Annotated in this window: 15 protein-coding genes; 7 read left to right on the top strand and 8 right to left on the bottom strand. The window is 67.6% G+C overall.

Features of this window, described 5'->3' with window-relative positions:
* Positions 1 to 270 precede the first annotated feature (270 nt).
* Together clpB and I7X18_RS02930 are read right to left on the bottom strand one after the other, a co-directional pair.
* Positions 271 to 2817 (bottom strand): ATP-dependent chaperone ClpB, encoded by a 2547-nt coding sequence (gene clpB, locus I7X18_RS02935; protein WP_193044632.1) that lies wholly within the window; start codon positions 2815 to 2817, stop codon positions 271 to 273.
* 123 nt (positions 2818 to 2940) lie between these two features.
* Positions 2941 to 3873, bottom strand: coding sequence for an antibiotic biosynthesis monooxygenase (locus I7X18_RS02930; protein ID WP_193044633.1), 933 nt, complete (start codon positions 3871 to 3873; stop codon positions 2941 to 2943).
* 111 nt (positions 3874 to 3984) lie between these two features.
* On the opposite strand from I7X18_RS02930, the gene I7X18_RS02925 reads away from it, so the two are divergent.
* Entirely contained in the window at positions 3985 to 4650 is a 666-nt protein-coding gene (locus I7X18_RS02925; RefSeq protein WP_193044634.1) for a GAP family protein, read from the top strand.
* 31 nt (positions 4651 to 4681) lie between these two features.
* On the opposite strand, the gene I7X18_RS02920 is transcribed toward I7X18_RS02925, so the two are convergent.
* Positions 4682 to 5143, bottom strand: coding sequence for a hypothetical protein (locus I7X18_RS02920; protein WP_193044635.1), 462 nt, complete (start codon positions 5141 to 5143; stop codon positions 4682 to 4684).
* A gap of 164 nt (positions 5144 to 5307) precedes the next feature.
* Here I7X18_RS02920 and I7X18_RS02915 point away from each other — a divergent pair, with 164 nt between their 5' ends.
* From I7X18_RS02915 to I7X18_RS02905, 3 genes are read left to right on the top strand one after another with little or no spacing between them, the layout of a single operon-like run.
* On the top strand, positions 5308 to 6657 hold the full coding sequence (locus I7X18_RS02915; RefSeq protein WP_193044636.1) for an EspA/EspE family type VII secretion system effector: 1350 nt from the start codon (positions 5308 to 5310) through the stop codon (positions 6655 to 6657).
* On the top strand, positions 6654 to 6971 hold the full coding sequence (locus I7X18_RS02910) for an ESX-1 secretion-associated protein (RefSeq protein WP_193044637.1): 318 nt from the start codon (positions 6654 to 6656) through the stop codon (positions 6969 to 6971). Before I7X18_RS02915 ends, I7X18_RS02910 begins: the two co-directional genes overlap by 4 nt.
* A gap of 3 nt (positions 6972 to 6974) precedes the next feature.
* On the top strand, positions 6975 to 7520 hold the full coding sequence (locus I7X18_RS02905) for a YbaB/EbfC family DNA-binding protein (RefSeq protein WP_193044638.1): 546 nt from the start codon (positions 6975 to 6977) through the stop codon (positions 7518 to 7520).
* Between the two features lie 12 nt (positions 7521 to 7532).
* On the opposite strand, the gene I7X18_RS02900 is transcribed toward I7X18_RS02905, so the two are convergent.
* Positions 7533 to 8162 carry a TetR/AcrR family transcriptional regulator gene (locus I7X18_RS02900; RefSeq protein ID WP_193044639.1) on the bottom strand — a complete coding sequence of 210 codons (630 nt, stop codon included), beginning with the start codon at positions 8160 to 8162 and terminating at the stop codon, positions 7533 to 7535.
* A gap of 96 nt (positions 8163 to 8258) precedes the next feature.
* Between I7X18_RS02900 and I7X18_RS02895 the strand changes: the two genes are divergently transcribed.
* From I7X18_RS02895 to I7X18_RS02885, 3 genes are read left to right on the top strand one after another with little or no spacing between them, the layout of a single operon-like run.
* Entirely contained in the window at positions 8259 to 9257 is a 999-nt protein-coding gene (locus I7X18_RS02895; protein WP_193044640.1) for an ABC transporter permease, read from the top strand.
* A gap of 16 nt (positions 9258 to 9273) precedes the next feature.
* A complete protein-coding gene (locus I7X18_RS02890; protein WP_193044641.1) occupies positions 9274 to 10440 on the top strand; it encodes an FAD-binding oxidoreductase in 1167 nt (388 codons plus the stop codon).
* Between the two features lie 31 nt (positions 10441 to 10471).
* A complete protein-coding gene (locus I7X18_RS02885; protein ID WP_193044642.1) occupies positions 10472 to 11371 on the top strand; it encodes an aldose 1-epimerase in 900 nt (299 codons plus the stop codon).
* Here the strand turns inward: I7X18_RS02885 and I7X18_RS02880 are convergent.
* Genes I7X18_RS02880 through dnaK form a run of 4 tightly spaced genes read right to left on the bottom strand, consistent with a single transcriptional unit; the run spans position 11368 to position 15521 of the window.
* Positions 11368 to 11757, bottom strand: a complete 390-nt coding sequence (locus I7X18_RS02880) for a heat shock protein transcriptional repressor HspR (RefSeq protein WP_193044643.1) — start codon at positions 11755 to 11757, stop codon at positions 11368 to 11370. The genes I7X18_RS02885 and I7X18_RS02880 overlap by 4 nt on opposite strands.
* Position 11758: 1 nt before the next feature.
* Complete coding sequence (dnaJ, locus tag I7X18_RS02875) at positions 11759 to 12946, bottom strand: molecular chaperone DnaJ (protein WP_193044644.1); 1188 nt, start codon at positions 12944 to 12946, stop codon at positions 11759 to 11761.
* A gap of 35 nt (positions 12947 to 12981) precedes the next feature.
* Positions 12982 to 13665 carry a nucleotide exchange factor GrpE gene (gene grpE, locus I7X18_RS02870; protein WP_193044645.1) on the bottom strand — a complete coding sequence of 228 codons (684 nt, stop codon included), beginning with the start codon at positions 13663 to 13665 and terminating at the stop codon, positions 12982 to 12984.
* Positions 13662 to 15521, bottom strand: coding sequence for a molecular chaperone DnaK (gene dnaK, locus I7X18_RS02865; protein WP_193044646.1), 1860 nt, complete (start codon positions 15519 to 15521; stop codon positions 13662 to 13664). Before dnaK ends, grpE begins: the two co-directional genes overlap by 4 nt.
* Positions 15522 to 15711: the final 190 nt, after the last annotated feature.

Raw genomic sequence — 15711 nt, 5'->3', positions numbered from 1 at the left:
GCCTACTTGCTGGTACCGGTTTCGCCCGAACTCAAGTTGGTCACAACCCCGTCTCGGACGCATCCGCCTCATAGGTCACATGGTTACCCGCGCACTTGTCCCCGCAGCTGGAAATTGCGCTCACGGTCGTGGTCGCGAGCAGAATCACGACCCTCAGCGCAAGGTGTCGCGCCGGGGGCAGCCAAACGCAAGAAACCCCGCCATGCCGAAGCGTGACGGGGTTCCCTCGTGAGCGGTCTCAGCCCAGGCCGAGGGTCTTCGCGCAAGCGCTCATCCCAGGACCAGCGATTCGCCGTCCGGACTGAGGTTGACCGGCACGATGTCACCGTCGTGCACGTCGCCGGCCAGCAGCATCTTCGCCAGCTGGTCGCCGATGGCCTGCTGCACCAGGCGGCGAAGCGGCCGGGCGCCGTAGAGCGGGTCGAACCCGCGCTGGGCCAGCCACTTCTTCGCCGGCAGCGACACCTCGAGGTGCAGGCGGCGCTGCGCCAGCCGCTTGGCCAGCTGCTGCAACTGGATGTCGACGATGGTCACCAGCTCTTCGGGGTTGAGCCCGTCGAAGACGATCACGTCGTCGAGCCGGTTGATGAACTCCGGCTTGAAGGCCGACCGGACCGCCGCCATCACCATCTCCTCTGTTCCGCCGGCGCCCAGGTTGGACGTCAGGATCAGGATGGTGTTGCGGAAGTCGACCGTGCGGCCCTGACCGTCGGTCAGCCGGCCCTCGTCGAGCACCTGCAGCAGCACGTCGAACACGTCCGGGTGGGCCTTCTCGATCTCGTCGAACAGCACCACCGTGTACGGCCGTCGGCGAACTGCCTCGGTGAGCTGACCGCCCTGGTCGTAGCCGATGTAGCCCGGGGGCGCACCGACCAGGCGGGCCACCGAGTGCTTCTCGCCGTACTCGCTCATGTCGATGCGGACCATCGCGCGTTCGTCGTCGAACAGGAACTCCGCCAGCGCCTTGGCCAGCTCGGTCTTACCGACACCGGTGGGGCCGAGGAACATGAACGACCCGGTCGGGCGGTTGGGGTCGGCGACCCCGGCCCGGCTGCGGCGCACCGCATCGGAGACGGCGACGACGGCCTTGCGCTGTCCGACGACGCGCCTACCCAGCTCGTCCTCCATGCGCAGCAGCTTGGCGGTCTCGCCTTCGAGCATGCGGCCCGCGGGGATACCGGTCCACGCTGACACCACCTCGGCGATGTCGTCGGGCCCGACCTCCTCCTTGAGCATGACGCCCTCACGCGCCTCGGCCTGCGGCACCGCCGCGTCGAGTTTCTTCTCGACCTCGGGGATGCGGCCGTAGCGCAGCTCGGCGGCCTTGGCCAGGTCGCCGTCGCGTTCGGCGCGTTCGGATTCCTGGCGCAGCGTGTCGAGCTGTTCCTTGAGTTCGCGCACGACGTCGATGGCGTTCTTCTCGTTCTGCCACCGCGTCGTCAGCTCGGCGAGCTTCTCCTTGTAGTCGGCGAGCTCACCGCGCAACTTGACGAGGCGCTCCTTGGAGGCGTCGTCCTCTTCTTTGGCCAGCGCCATCTCCTCGATCTCGAGGCGGCGCACCAGGCGCTCGACCTCGTCGACCTCGACGGGGCGGGAGTCGATCTCCATCCGCAGCCTTGACGCGGCCTCGTCGACTAGGTCGATGGCCTTGTCCGGCAGGAAACGGGCGGTGATGTAGCGGTCGCTCAACGTGGCCGCGGACACCAATGCGGAGTCGGTGATGCGCACGCCGTGGTGCACCTCGTAGCGCTCCTTGAGCCCGCGCAGGATGCCGACGGTGTCCTCCACCGACGGTTCGCCGACGTAGACCTGCTGGAAGCGGCGCTCCAGCGCGGCGTCCTTCTCGATGTACTTGCGGTACTCGTCGAGCGTGGTGGCGCCGACCAGTCGCAGCTCACCGCGGGCCAACATCGGCTTGATCATGTTGCCGGCGTCCATCGACGAATCACCGGTCGCACCGGCGCCGACGATGGTGTGCAGCTCGTCGATGAACGTGATGATCTGCCCGGCCGAGTTCTTGATGTCGTCGAGGACGGCCTTGAGGCGTTCCTCGAATTCACCGCGGTACTTCGAGCCGGCCACCATCGAGCCCAGGTCGAGCGAGACGACGGTCTTGTCGCGCAGGCTCTCGGGGACGTCGCCTGCCACGATGCGCTGGGCCAGGCCCTCGACGATCGCGGTCTTACCGACGCCGGGCTCACCGATCAGCACCGGGTTGTTCTTGGTGCGACGGCTCAAAACCTGGACGACGCGACGGATCTCGGTGTCCCGGCCGATCACCGGGTCGAGTTCGCCTTCGCGGGCGCGGGCGGTCAGGTCGGTGGAGTACTTCTCCAGCGCCTGGTAGGTGCCCTCGGGGTCGGCGCTGGTGACGCGGGCGCTGCCGCGGACCTTGACGAACGCCTCACGCAGGGCCTGCGGCGAGGCGCCGTGGCCGGTCAGGATTTTGGCGACGTCGGAATCCCCGGTGGCCAGGCCGACCATCAGGTGTTCGGTGGAGACGTATTCGTCGTCCATCTCGGTCGCGAGATGCTGGGCTGCGGTGATCGCGGCCAGCGATTCGCGGCTCAGCTGTGGCTGCGCGTTGGCGCCGCTGGCACGGGGCAGCCTGTCGAGGAGGCGCTGCGTCTCAGTGCGAATGGTCGCGGGTTCGACGCCGACAGCCTCCAGAAGTGGTGCGGCAATGCCTTCGTTCTGCGTGAGCAGTGCCATCAACAGGTGGGCGGGCACGATCTGCGGGTTGCCGGCAGCGCTGGCCGCCTGCAACGCCGAGGTCAGCGCCGCTTGAGTCTTGGTCGTCGGGTTGAAAGAGTCCACGACACCTCCGATCCTCTGGTTGGAATGCTTCTCGTCTTCTGCAACGCGATCAAGGTTGAGTCTGTTCCGCTCAACTTTAACTTTTTCCGACGAAGTTCCAACACCGGGTGGTTACCCCGGATCTCAGCGATAATCCCAGTACTGCAGCCAGGTGATCGACGCGAAGATGGCCAGCGTCACGACGTACACCGTGACCACCACCGCCGCACCGCGCAGCGACGTCGCCCGCTCTGCCCCGTCGACCGGATCGAGCCACCGGCGGAACAGCCTCGTCGCGCCCGGCATCAGCCACCATTGCATCAGCACGACGCTGACCACCTGGCTGATCCACAGTGCCAGCCATGGCGCGGCGCCCCACCCGTCGAGCACCGGTCCGAAGAAGCGCGACAGCAGCATCACCGTCGGGTAGAGCACGAGCATGACCATCATCGCCGACTTCCAGTTCGGCGTCATGCGCAGCCGGCCGTCGTCCACCCGCACCGTGGTGCCGAACGGCGTTGTCTGCGCGAGCGACGAAAAGTCATCGGCGAGACTGCTTCTCAGCTCAGGCAGCGCCTCGGTGCGGCGCACCGACGAAAGCCAGTCGGCCAATCGGCGGTCGGTCCGGAACCGCACCACCGACAGCCAGTCGCCCGCGTCGTCGGCCGGAAACAGCGCGGTGCCCTCGTAGCCCGGAGCCTGGGCGACGGCGGTGCCGAGACGTCGCTGCGCCGAGACGAACTCCGCTTCCCTGCCCTCGGCGACGTCGTGCCGGAACGCGGCGACGCCGCGCGGAGGCGGCGCCTCGTCACTGAGCACGACGGGTGTTGTGGCCCGCCAGAACCCGAGTGCCTCCCCGCGTCGCAGCACCTCCGCATGCCGGGGACTGTCGAGCCAGCGCTCCAGCGATTCGCCGTCGGTGAATGTCACCGCCACGGCAAGGTCGAAATCGGCGAGCGAGGCGGAGGCGGCCAGAAAACCCGCATGCCCCCGCGCTGAATCGGCGAATGCGTCGACGTATTCGGCGAACCGGGCGCGGGTGGCGGCCGGATGGAAGACGGTGACGGCGGTGGCCATGGATGAGTCCCCTCGTCGACGACGGCTCACGGTAACCGCCGGCGCGCGGGGGCATCGGATCGGGGCGCCGCACCGCTACCTTAGTGCGACAACCGGATCAGAGGAGCGCACATGTCGGGCAGTTGGGGTTCGGTGCTGACCGAGCTGGTCCCACTGGCACTGGTGATCGCGTTGTCACCGCTGTCCATCATTCCCGCGGTGCTCATGCTCCAGACGCCGCGCCCGCTCCCGACCGGGTTGGCCTTCGTGGCGGGCTGGCTCATCGGGCTGGGCGTGCTGACGGCGATCTTCGTGGCGGTGTCCGGGGCACTCGGAGGTTTCGACAAGCCGCCGAGCTGGGCGTCCTGGCTGCGTATCGTGGTCGGTGCGGCGCTCATCGTCTTCGGCCTCGTCCGGTTCGCGCGCCGGCATTCCTCGGCGCACCAACCGAAGTGGTTGCGCAACATGACCACACTGAGTCCCGCGAAGGCGGCTGCCACCGCGGCCGCGCTCACCGTCGCGAATCCGAAGGTCTTGTTCCTATGCGTCGCAGCGGGTTTGGCGATCGGATCGGCCGGCCTGGGTAGCTCGGTGTGGGCGGCGGTGGTGTACTTCGCCGCGATCGCAGGTGCGAGCGTCGCCGTGCCGATCCTGGCGTACGCGGTGTCGGGCGGCCGGTTGGACGACGCGCTCGCGCGGCTGAAGGACTGGATGGAACGCAATCACGCGACGCTGATGGCGGTGATCCTTGTCGTCATCGGACTTCTGGTGCTCTACAAGGGTCTTCACGCGCTCTGACGCGGCAGCCCCAGAAGGCAGGTCCTTGACCCTAACGCAATCCATCGCGCTGGGCGGCGATCGTCATGGCGTGATGGACTGTCGCCTGCCATCGCTGGATCTCGGCCAGCTGCTGGTCAAGCCCCGGGGTCCCGGTTTTCACCATGAGAACCCCGCCGCGTCTCGCGAATACGCTGCGCCGCCGCACGATGTTGATCATGTGGTCGCATCGGCGCCACTCAGCAGCCAGTTCTGCGTGCGGCGCGTACCAAAGTCGCTCCGCGGGCCATCTTGCAATGAACGAGGCAGTGTCCTGCCGGAGACGGGTTTCCTCTGCATCCCACCGATTGAAGGAAGAACGACGAAACACGTACGCCAAAACAGACGCGGCGGCGAGGAGGCAGACGAAGATCACCATCGCAGGCCAGGCATCGAGGAGTTCAGCCCATGAATCGGGCCATTGCCGCGACAACGCGAGAAACTCACTCCCGGACGGCGGCGACGCATTCACCACGCCAGGAACTTTAATACGCCGAAGGCGGTCGCGGGTGCGGCGATCACGTAACTGAAGTACTTCGACGACAGCCTCCAGTGGACGAGCCGCCCGCCGCGGGGGAACGAAATTGGTGCGTCACCGAGGTACGACGCGCTGTTAGGCTCGCAACCCGAGGAGGAGTCATGGGGATCAACCCGGTCGAGATTTTCTTTGCGGGCAAAGGTCTCATCGAGCACCTCGTCGGTGCCGCGGAGGGTGACGAACAGGCGATCGCCGGCCTCGGCGCAGACGCTCTGGGAATCGTTCAGATGTTCCCCAAGGCTCCCCAGACACCGATCATCAGTGCCGGTCTGATGACCATCAACGTCATGCAAATGGCATGCGGGATCGGAACGCCGGACAATGGCGACCGGTACTGGGAGGGCAGTCGGAAGTCGCACGCGGTGATGAAGACGCTGGACCAAGCCTCTCCCACCGACGAGTGGGAGGGTTTGGGGTCGGACGCGTACGAGACTGCCAACAGCAGTCAGCGTGACCGCGCACGGCAGATGAAGGAAGCCGACTGGGCGGTGCGCAACATCGTCGCCAAGCAGAGTGTGCGAGTCATCTCGCTCAAGAACTTCCTCGATCTCGAGGCGACGGTTCTCAGTGGGTTCATCATTCCCGCGCTCGTCGCGCTTCGGCTGCCACCGCCGTTCGGTCCGATTCTTTTCGTCTCGATTCAGACAGGCGGAGTCCTCGGGACAGTGCCGCCCTGCGAGATCGAGATGCTCATGATGGCCCGTGACGCCGTGAACCACGCTCGGAGCTTGGAAGAAGTAGCACGCACCTATGACGCGATCGCCACGGGTGCAACAGCGGCGGAGTCTCCGACGGGCCTCAACCCGCAGGGCACTTGCACGCCAGCCGGCTCCCCCGGCGGGGAACCTCCCGTTCCGGGTCATCCGGCACCGCCGGCATACCCCACCCCGCGCGGAGAACACACGTCACCGGCGGGCAACGGCTCACCACCGGTACGAGGGAGCGCACCCTCGACATCAGGCTCACCGTCCGGTGGAGGCAGCGAAGGAGCCCCCGGTCGACAGATACCTCAGCAACCGACGTTCGTGAACCCGCCAGAGTCCCACTGGGAAGACGCTGGCCCGAGTGGATCTCCAGCCTTCGGCGGACTGTCAGGTTCCGTCCCGCTGGGATCATCGGGCGGGATGTCCAGCGCCGGACCGTCCAATCAGGGCAACCCGGGCGGTTCGGCCATCGGCGGTCTCCTGGGATCGCTGATAGGACACGCCGCGCAACTGGCAGGCCAGATCGCGAGCGCGCAGGATTCGAAGAACGACCGAGATTCGGCTCGCGACAAAGGCCTGGATGGCGACTCGACACCCGAGGACGACCCTGCGATCTTGCCTGAGTCCACCCCTGACCATGCGTCAGCTGCCGGCCAGAACGAGCGTGCGCCCCTCGAATCCATTACACGGACCACTGACGTGGTTCCTAACGCGCAACCGAAACCGATTACACAGGAAGAGAATTGACGGACAATCTGCGCGTCACCGCGTCCCATGTACGCCAGCTAGCCGCCCGTCAGGCCGAAGCGGCGGCGGGTATCGAGACAGCGTCGACAGTGACGGACGGTCTCGGCGTGGCGATGTGGATGACTCACGGAATCATCTGTGCGCCGTCGAATGCCGCGATGGGGGCTACAGAGAGCGCGCGCGACGCAGCCTGCGCCGCAATGAAATCGGTTTCGAACGATCTCTCCACGAAGCTGGGCACCGCAGCCGAACGTTACGAGGGGACAGACCGCGCCGGTCGCGCGCGGCTTGACGAGCAGATGCCGCCACGCTGACACATGGCGCCCACATCACGCGAACCTGACAGCGACTGGGACGATTCCGTCGGCCAAACGACGGGATTCCAGCCGTACATCGGTGCCGTCGACGATGATTACGACGAAGCGTCGGCGCTGGACCAGCTCTACGTGCACACCCCAGCCGGGATCGAAGACGACGACAATCATCAGCTCGCAGGGGCACTACTGCCGGAGGAACCTCAGACCGAAGAGACCGGCATTCCACTCGTTCCGGTGACGAATCCACCGGGGACCGTCACCGTGACGGCGTATCTGAGCGGTGCGGTCCAGCGTGTCGACCTGGCACTCGCGGTCCGGGCGATGACGGAATCGGAGCTGGCGGAGGAGATCCGGGTGGTCGCAGAAGTGGCCGCCATGAAGGCGACATCGGCGATGCACCTCTTCGTGCTCAGCTTTTTGACCGCGCAGGGCTTCGATCGTGTGATGGCTGAGGATGTCGTGACCCACAATCTTCCGTTCGCCACACCGCAGCAGGCCCGCCAGGCGGAAGCCGACCTCGCCGCTCGGCACGCCCACCGGGAGTGAGAACAACTGCCCTTATAGCGCGGGCAGCCCCAGCTCGTCGGCGTCGGCGGTGAGGTAGCGCGTGACCGTCGGGGCAAGCAGAGCGACGAGTTCGTCGCCTGAAAGTGTCGCCAGCGGTGGGATTTTCATGACGTAGCGCAGCATCGCGGTGCCCACCAACGAGGTGGCGGCCAGCATGGCCCGCAGGCGCGCGTGTTCGTCGCCGCCGAGCACGCCCGACACCGCGGTGAGCACGTAGGTCTGCATGAAGCTGCGGAACGCCTCGTGGGCCTCGCTGTTGGAGGTCGCCGACTGCAGCATCACCACCATGCTCGGCCCGGTCTCCGGCGACTCCCAGATCTGCAGGTACACCCGGACCATGCGGGCGCCCACGTCCCCGCCGGCCTCTGACAGCGCCGCGACCAGAAGTTCCGGATCGACGATCAGGCGCAGCGATTCCCGGAAGAGATCGAGCTTCGACCCGAACAGGTACAGCACCATCGACGGGTCGACATGCGCGTCCTCGGCGACGGCCCGCAGCGTGGTGCGCTCGTAGCCGTCACGGGCAAACCGCTTCTTGGCGGCGGCGAGCACCACCTCGCGCGACACCGGTTCCCCTTGTCGGCGTCCGCGGCGGCGGGTCGTCTTCGCAGGTGAGGCCATGCGACGACAGTATCATTTCAATAGATGTTGAATAACTGTCCGTCCGGGGTTACGCTCGGTGCACGAATTTCAACGTCAAGTGAAAAGGAGCGGGCCATGACAACGACGTCATCCCCTCACACCTCCACGCGTCACGAACCGCCCCCGGCCATCCGCGCCGCCGGCATCGTCGTCGGACTCTGCGTGGTGATCGCGATCGTCGCGCTGGCTTTCGCGCTGCCCGCCGCGAAATCCGGCCCCCACGATGTGCCGATCGGCGTCGCCGGACCGCAGGCGGCCAACGGTCAGATCGCCGCGATGCTGGACGAGCGTGCCCCCGGGGCGTTCGCCGTCACCTACTTCCCGGGCGAAGACCAACTGCGCGACGCCATCCGCAACCGCGAGGTCTACGGCGGCCTGACCGTCGGTCCGGACGGCCGCAAGCTGCTCATCGCCACCGGTGGCGGACCCGCCGTCGCGCAGGTGCTGACCCAGCTCGGCACGGGTATGGCAGCGCAGACCGGCACCGCCCCGGTCATCGAGGACGTCGCCCCGCTACCCGCCGCCGATCCCCGGGGCACCGGCCTGGCCGCCTCCGCCCTGCCGATCACTCTGGCCGGAATCCTGCCGGCCATCGCGCTGGTGTTCGCCCTGCGACGCGAGATCTGGACCCGGCTGGCGACCGCGGTCGTCTTCAGCGCCGTCGCGGCCTGGACCATCGCCGCCCTGCTTTACTACGTCCTCGGCTCGTTCGACCAGAACTTCTGGGGCGTCACCGCCGGCCTGACCCTCGGGCTGCTCGCGTGCGGACTGCCCGTCCTCGGGCTGGGCTCACTGTTCGGCCGGGTCGGCCTCGCATGCGGTGCGGTACTCGCCCTGCTGGTCGGCAATCCGCTGTCGGGGCTGAGCAGTGCACCCGAGATGCTGCCGCGCGGGTGGGGTGAGGTCGGCCAGTGGTTGCCCCAGGGGGCGACCGCCACGCTGCTGCGCTCGACCGCGTACTTCGGCGGCGCGGGAGCCATGTCGGCGGTCGTCGTGGCGATCTGTTGGGCGCTGGCCGGCGCCGCGCTGGTGGCCGTCGCCGCGCTGCGGCAGCGAGGCCGCACAGCCGACTGACTTACACTCGGGCGGCGTGGGACTCGACGACCGTGACGCGCTGGCAGTACTGCGCGACGCCGTCGACCCGCGGCGCGGCTCGGACGCCCTGATCGCCGACTTCTACACCCGCTGGTTCGCCGTCGACCTCTCCGTGCGTGACCTGTTCCCCCCGGATATGGCGCGGCAGCGCACGGTGTTCGCCGAAGCGCTGACCTGGTTGTTAGGCGAACTCATCGCCCAGCGCGCCGAGGAGCCCGTCGCGTTCCTCGCCCAGCTCGGCCGCGACCACCGCAAGTACGGTGTGGTGCAACACCATTACGACACCATGGGTAAGGCGCTGTACGGCGCGCTGCGCAGCCGTCTGGCGGAGCACTGGTCAGACCCGGTCGCCGAGGCGGCGCGCGACGCCGTCGCGTTGGCCACCGGAGTGATGCGCGGCGCCGCCGACGCCGAGGAGGGGCCGCCGTTCTGCGACGGCACCGTCATCGAGCACATCCGCGCCACCCGCGACGTCTCGGTGGTACGGCTGCAGCTGGACCGGCCGCTGACCTACCACCCAGGCCAGTACGTGACCGTGCAGGTGCCGCAGTGGCCGCGGCGGTGGCGCTACCTCAGCCCGGCCATCCCCGCCGAACCCGGCGGCGGCATCGAGTTCCATATCCGGTCGGTGCCCGGCGGCATGGTGAGCACCGCGATCGTCAACGAGACCCGCGTCGGTGACCGGTGGCGGATGTCGAATCCGCACGGCGCGCTGGCCGTGGACCGCGACGGCGGCGACGTGCTGATGGTGGCGGGCAGCTCCGGCCTGGCGCCGTTGCGGACACTGATCATGGACATGACCCGGTTCGGGGTCAACCCGCGTGTGCACCTGTTCTTCGGCGGACGGTTCCCGTGCGATCTCTACGACCTCAACACCCTGTGGCAGATCGCCTCGACCAACCCCTGGCTGTCGGTGACGCCGGTGTCGGAGTACCGCAGCGATCCGCCGTGGGCGACCGAGTATCCCGACCCCTCACCCCCGCGTGGTCTGCACGTCCGCCAGACCGGGCGGCTGCCCGAAGTGGTCACCCGGTACGGCAGCTGGGGTGACCGGCAGATCCTGATCTGCGGCAGCGCGGCGATGACCGAGGCCACCAAGGACGCGCTCATCGCCAAAGGCGCGCCGCCCGAACGCATCCAGCACGACCCGCTCACCACCTGACCGGTGGCCCCTGCCGTGCCACACTGGCGCAATGGCCGAATTCCAGCCCGTCACCCTGCGCGATCCGTCATCGTCGTTGACCGCGACGTATGTGCCCACGGCGGGGATGATCTGCACGTCGCTGGCCGACGACGGGGTCGAGTACCTCGGGCAGCGCCGCGGCGTGCAGGCCTACATCACCAGCGGTAAGACGATGGGCATTCCGATCCTGTACCCCTGGGCGAATCGGTTGAGCGCCGCGAAGTACACCATCGACGGTGCGGTGGTGACGCTCACGCCGGGGGTCGCCGGAGTGCGCACCGACGAACACGGCGTGCCGATCCACGGGGTGCTGTCCGCGTACCCGGGGTGGGTGGTGACCGAGCAGACCGACAACACGTTGGTGGCGATCCTGGATTGGGGCGGGAAGCCGAGTCTGTTGGCGACGTTCCCGTTTCCGCACGTCCTCACCATGTCGGTGACGCTGGCAGACCGCACGCTGACCGTGGAGACCACGGTGCGGCCGTCGTCGGCGGCGTCGGTGCCGCTCTGCTACGGCTATCACCCGTATCTGCAGATTCCCGACGTCCCGCGGGCGCAGTGGGAGTTGCAGACCCCGGCGATGCGTCACCTCCGGGTGGACTCCTGGGGTCTGCCGACCGGGGCCACCGAAGAGTGGGCCGGCGGCAGCGAAGCGCTCGGGGACACCGAACTGGACCACGGGTTCGACCAGGTCGACGACGGCGCGGTGTTCGTGCTCGCAGGCGGTGACCGGCGCGTGGAAGTGACGTTCGGCCAGGGGTATCCCGCTGCGCAACTCTTCGCGCCGTCCAACGACGACGTCATCGGTATCGAACCGATGGCCGCACCCACCGACGCACTGCGCCGCGGCACCTATCCGGTGGCGGCGCCGGGTCAGCCGGAGACGAGCCGGTTTTCGATCAGGGTTTAGCGGCTGCGGCCCCGCCGCGGCTGCCACACCACCAGCGCCGTGCTCTTCGCCGGTACGGCGATGTCGCGGCGCTGGTTGGTCCGCAGGTCCTCGAGCTCACGAACCAGTTCCGTGACGCGGGACTGCAGGGCCTCGACCTGGTTGGTCAGCTCGATGATGCGCTTGATCCCCGCCAGGTTGACGCCTTCGTCCTGTGACAGCCGCTGCACCTCGCGGAGCAGGTCGACGTCGCGCTCTGAATAGCGCCGCCCGCCACCGGAACTGCGCTGCGGGCTGACCAGGCCGAGCCGGTCGTAGGTGCGCAGCGTCTGGGCATGCATACCGGCCAGCTCGGCGGCCACAGAGATCAGGAAGGTGCGGGCGTCGTCATTGCGCTTGGGGGCCATGTCACGCGCCCGCCCATCCGGCCCGCGGATCGAATCCGCTGGCCCGCTCGGCCTTCGCGTAGGCCTCCAGCGCTTCGGCGGCCTCGCCCTCGAGGTTCGGCGGAACCGCGACCTTGACGGTCACCAGCAGGTCGCCGTGTCCGCCACCGCGCTTGGGCACGCCGCGGCCACGCACCCTCAGGATGCGACCGTCCGAGGTGCCCTTCGGCACCCGCACACCGACCTTGCCTTCCAGGGTCGGGACGGAAAGCGTTGTGCCGAGCGCCAGTTCGTGGAAGCTGACCGGCACCGAGACGGTGAGGTCGTCACCGTCGCGGCCGAACACCCTGTCGGGGCGGACATGCACGGTGACATACAGGTCGCCCGACGGCGCGCCGCGCAGACCCGCCTCACCCTGGCCTGCCAGCCGGATTCGCTGACCGTCCTCCACACCAGGGGGGATCCGCACGTTGATGGTGCGGGTCCTGGTGGTGACGCCGGTGCCTCTGCACTCACCGCAGGGGTGCTCGATGATCGAGCCGCTGCCCTTGCATTCGGTGCAGGGTTCGGAGAATCCGAATGCCCCCTGGTTGCGGTTGACGACGCCGGCGCCGTTGCAGTTCGGGCACACCTTCGGGCTGGTGCCCGGACGCGCGCCGCTGCCGTGGCAGTTCGTACACGGGGCCGGGCTGGTCAGCCGCAACGGCATCGCCACACCCTTGGTGGCCTCCAGGAACGACAGCTCTGTTTCGGTCTCGAGGTCGTTGCCGCGCCGCGGCCGGCTGGGCCGCGGTGCGGCACCCCGCCCGAACAGGCCACCGAAGAGGTCGCCGATGTTGGCGCCTCCGGTCTGCCCCGCGGCGTCGAACAGATCGTTGAGGTTGAACTCGACGCCATCACCGCCGGCACCGAATCCGCCGCCACCGCCGAATCCTCCACTGCCGCCGTTGAAGCGGCCGCGCCCGAAGCCCCCGCCGGCGAACAGCCGGCGGGTCTCGTCGTACTCCTTGCGCTTGGCCGGGTCCGAGAGCACGCTGTGCGCCTCGGATACGGCCTTGAACCGCTCGGCGGCCGTGGGATCCGAGTTGGTGTCGGGGTGGAGATCTCGGGCCAATTTCCGGTAGGCCTTCTTGATCTCGTCCGCGCTGGCGTCAGAGGAGACGCCGAGTTCGGAGTAGAAGTCCTTCTCGACCCACTCGCGTTGGGCCATGTCGCGTCACCTCCTCACCTTCGTTGTAGTTGTTGTCAGCTATCTGATTCTGCGGCCTGTTGCTGCTCCGCGCTGCCGTTCTCGGCCGTGTCGTCCTCACCCGCTCCGGAAGGAACGGCGTCGACGACGCCGACGAGTGCATGGCGTACCACCTGCTCGCCGACGCGGTAGCCGCGTCGCATCACGGTGCCGACGACGGGATTGCTGCCGTCGCCCTCGTGCTGGACAGCCTCGTGCAGGGCGGGATCGAAGGGGTCACCCTCCGCGCCGAAAGCCGTCAACCCGAGTTGCTCGAGCGACCCGGCCAACTTGTCGGCCACCGACCTCAGCGGCCCGGACTCCAGGTCACCGTGGCTGCGGGCGCGGTCGAGATCGTCGAGCACTCCCAGCAACTGGCTCACCACCGCCACCTTGGCGCGGTCGGCGATCATCTGCTGGTCGCGCAGCGTGCGCTTGCGGTAGTTGTCGTACTCCGCCTTCACCCGCTGCAGGGTGCCCTTGAGCTCGGCGACCTCGTCGGTGTCGGCCGCCGGCTCAGGCTCGGCCGGCGCCGGGTCCGGCGCCGGCCCGCTGGGGCTGGATGTCCCCGCCTGAGCGGCTCCAGGGGCCGACGCCGTACCCGGGTCACGTACCTCGCCGGTCACCGGGTCGATGCGCCGTTTGTCGGTGACGGTCACCGGCTCTTGCGGCTCATTGTCGCCGTTGAAGGGTCCGGTCACTTGTTCTCCCGGTCATCGTCGACGACCTCGGCATCCACGACGTCGTCATCGCTGCTGGTCGACGATCCTTGAGCCGCACCACCGGAGGCCTGCTCGGCCTGGGTGGCCTCGTAAATGGCCTGGCCCAGGGCCTGGCTCTCGGTGCCCAGCTTCTCCATCGCCGCCTTGATCGCGCCGATGTCGGTGCCGGCCAGTGCCGTCTTCGCCTCGGAGATCGCGCCGTCCACCTTGTTGAGGGTGTCCTCGGGGACCTTCGAACCACCCTCGGCTTCGCGCTGCTCCTTGACGAACTTCTCCGTCTGGTAGACCAGCGTCTCGGCCTGGTTGCGGACGTCGGCTTCTTCGCGCCGCTTGCGGTCCTCCTCGGCGTGCGCCTCGGCGTCCTTGACCATCCGGTCGATCTCTTCCTTGGACAGGCCGGAGCCCTCCTGGATGCGGATCGTGTTCTCCTTGCCGGTGCCCTTGTCCTTCGCGGTGACGTGCACGATGCCGTTGGCGTCGATGTCGAAGGTCACCTCGATCTGGGGCACACCGCGCGGGGCCGGCGGGATACCCGTCAGCTCGAAGCTGCCGAGCAGCTTGTTGTGCGCGGCGATCTCCCGCTCGCCCTGGAAGACCTGGATCTGCACCGACGGCTGGTTGTCGTCGGCGGTGGTGAAGGTCTCCGACCGCTTGGTCGGGATCGTGGTGTTGCGTTCGATCAGCTTGGTCATCACGCCGCCCTTGGTCTCGATACCGAGCGACAGCGGGGTGACGTCAAGCAGCAGAACGTCTTTCACCTCACCCTTGAGCACACCGGCCTGCAGGGCGGCGCCGACGGCGACGACCTCGTCCGGGTTGACGCCCTTGTTGGGCTCCTGGCCGCCGGTCATCTCCTTGACCAGGTCGGAGACCGCGGGCATACGGGTGGAACCGCCGACCAGCACGACGTGGTCGATGTCGCCGACCGAGATGCCTGCGTCCTTGATCACCGACTGGAACGGCTTGCGGGTGCGGTCCAGCAGATCCTGGGTGATGCGCTGGAACTCGGCACGGGTGAGCTGCTCGTCGAGGAACAGCGGGTTCTTGTCGGCGTCGACGGTGATGTAGGGCAGGTTGATCGAGGTGCTCTGCGAGCTCGAGAGCTCGATCTTGGCCTTCTCGGCGGCCTCACGAAGCCGCTGCATGGCCATCTTGTCCTTGGTCAGGTCGATGCCGCTGGTGGCCTTGAACTTGTCGACGAGCCACGTCACGACGCGCTCGTCCCAGTCGTCGCCACCGAGGTGGTTGTCACCGGAGGTGGCACGCACCTCGACCACCCCTTCGCCGATCTCGAGCAGCGAGACGTCGAAGGTGCCGCCACCGAGGTCGAAGACCAGGATGGTCTGTTCCTTCTCGCCCTTGTCGAGGCCGTAGGCCAGCGCCGCAGCGGTCGGTTCGTTGACGATGCGCAGCACGTTGAGGCCGGCGATCTGGCCGGCTTCCTTGGTCGCCTGCCGCTGGGCGTCGTTGAAGTACGCGGGGACGGTGATGACCGCGTCGGTGATGTCTTCACCGAGGTAGCTCTCCGCGTCGCGCTTCAGCTTCATCAATGTCCGCGCGCTGATCTCCTGCGCGGTGTATTTCTTCCCGTCGATCTCCACGGACCAGTCGGTGCCCATGTGCCGCTTGACCGACCGGATCGTCCGGTCGACGTTGGTCACTGCCTGGTTCTTGGCGGGTTGTCCGACCAACACTTCGCCGTTGCGCGCGAATGCGACGACTGACGGCGTGGTGCGCGAGCCCTCGGAGTTGGCGACGACTACGGGGTCGCCACCCTCCAGCACCGCGACGACCGAGTTGGTGGTCCCGAGGTCGATTCCGACCGCACGAGCCATGTTCATGTCCTCCTTGTTGCCACTACTACGTTCTTGGGGTCTGAGCGGACCTGACTCAAGACTGCTCTGCCGGACGCCCGGCTGTCAACTCAGACTTGAGTGCTCTCCACTCAACTTCTCCGAAAGGCTCAACGGGTCGCCCCCCGACTTTGTTCCCGACTGATCTGTCCCGCCCTGCCACATCGGGGTA

The sequence above is a fragment of the Mycolicibacterium baixiangningiae genome (assembly GCF_016313185.1).
Classification (GTDB): Bacteria; Actinomycetota; Actinomycetes; order Mycobacteriales; family Mycobacteriaceae; genus Mycobacterium; species Mycobacterium baixiangningiae.
The sequence above is the reverse complement of the archived record's forward strand: the minus strand, read 5'-3'. Positions and strand labels throughout refer to the sequence as shown.

Excerpts from the sequence above, each read along its gene's own strand:
- I7X18_RS02905 (WP_193044638.1), top strand. The coding sequence starts at position 6,975 with ATGGCGCCCACATCACGCGAACCTGACAGCGACTGGGACGATTCCGTC.
- I7X18_RS02915 (WP_193044636.1), top strand. The coding sequence starts at position 5,308 with ATGGGGATCAACCCGGTCGAGATTTTCTTTGCGGGCAAAGGTCTCATC.
- dnaJ (WP_193044644.1), bottom strand. The coding sequence starts at position 12,946 with ATGGCCCAACGCGAGTGGGTCGAGAAGGACTTCTACTCCGAACTCGGC.
- I7X18_RS02925 (WP_193044634.1), top strand. The coding sequence starts at position 3,985 with ATGTCGGGCAGTTGGGGTTCGGTGCTGACCGAGCTGGTCCCACTGGCA.
- dnaK (WP_193044646.1), bottom strand. The coding sequence starts at position 15,521 with ATGGCTCGTGCGGTCGGAATCGACCTCGGGACCACCAACTCGGTCGTC.
- I7X18_RS02880 (WP_193044643.1), bottom strand. The coding sequence starts at position 11,757 with ATGGCCCCCAAGCGCAATGACGACGCCCGCACCTTCCTGATCTCTGTG.
- I7X18_RS02930 (WP_193044633.1), bottom strand. The coding sequence starts at position 3,873 with ATGGCCACCGCCGTCACCGTCTTCCATCCGGCCGCCACCCGCGCCCGG.
- I7X18_RS02885 (WP_193044642.1), top strand. The coding sequence starts at position 10,472 with ATGGCCGAATTCCAGCCCGTCACCCTGCGCGATCCGTCATCGTCGTTG.
- I7X18_RS02900 (WP_193044639.1), bottom strand. The coding sequence starts at position 8,162 with ATGGCCTCACCTGCGAAGACGACCCGCCGCCGCGGACGCCGACAAGGG.
- I7X18_RS02895 (WP_193044640.1), top strand. The coding sequence starts at position 8,259 with ATGACAACGACGTCATCCCCTCACACCTCCACGCGTCACGAACCGCCC.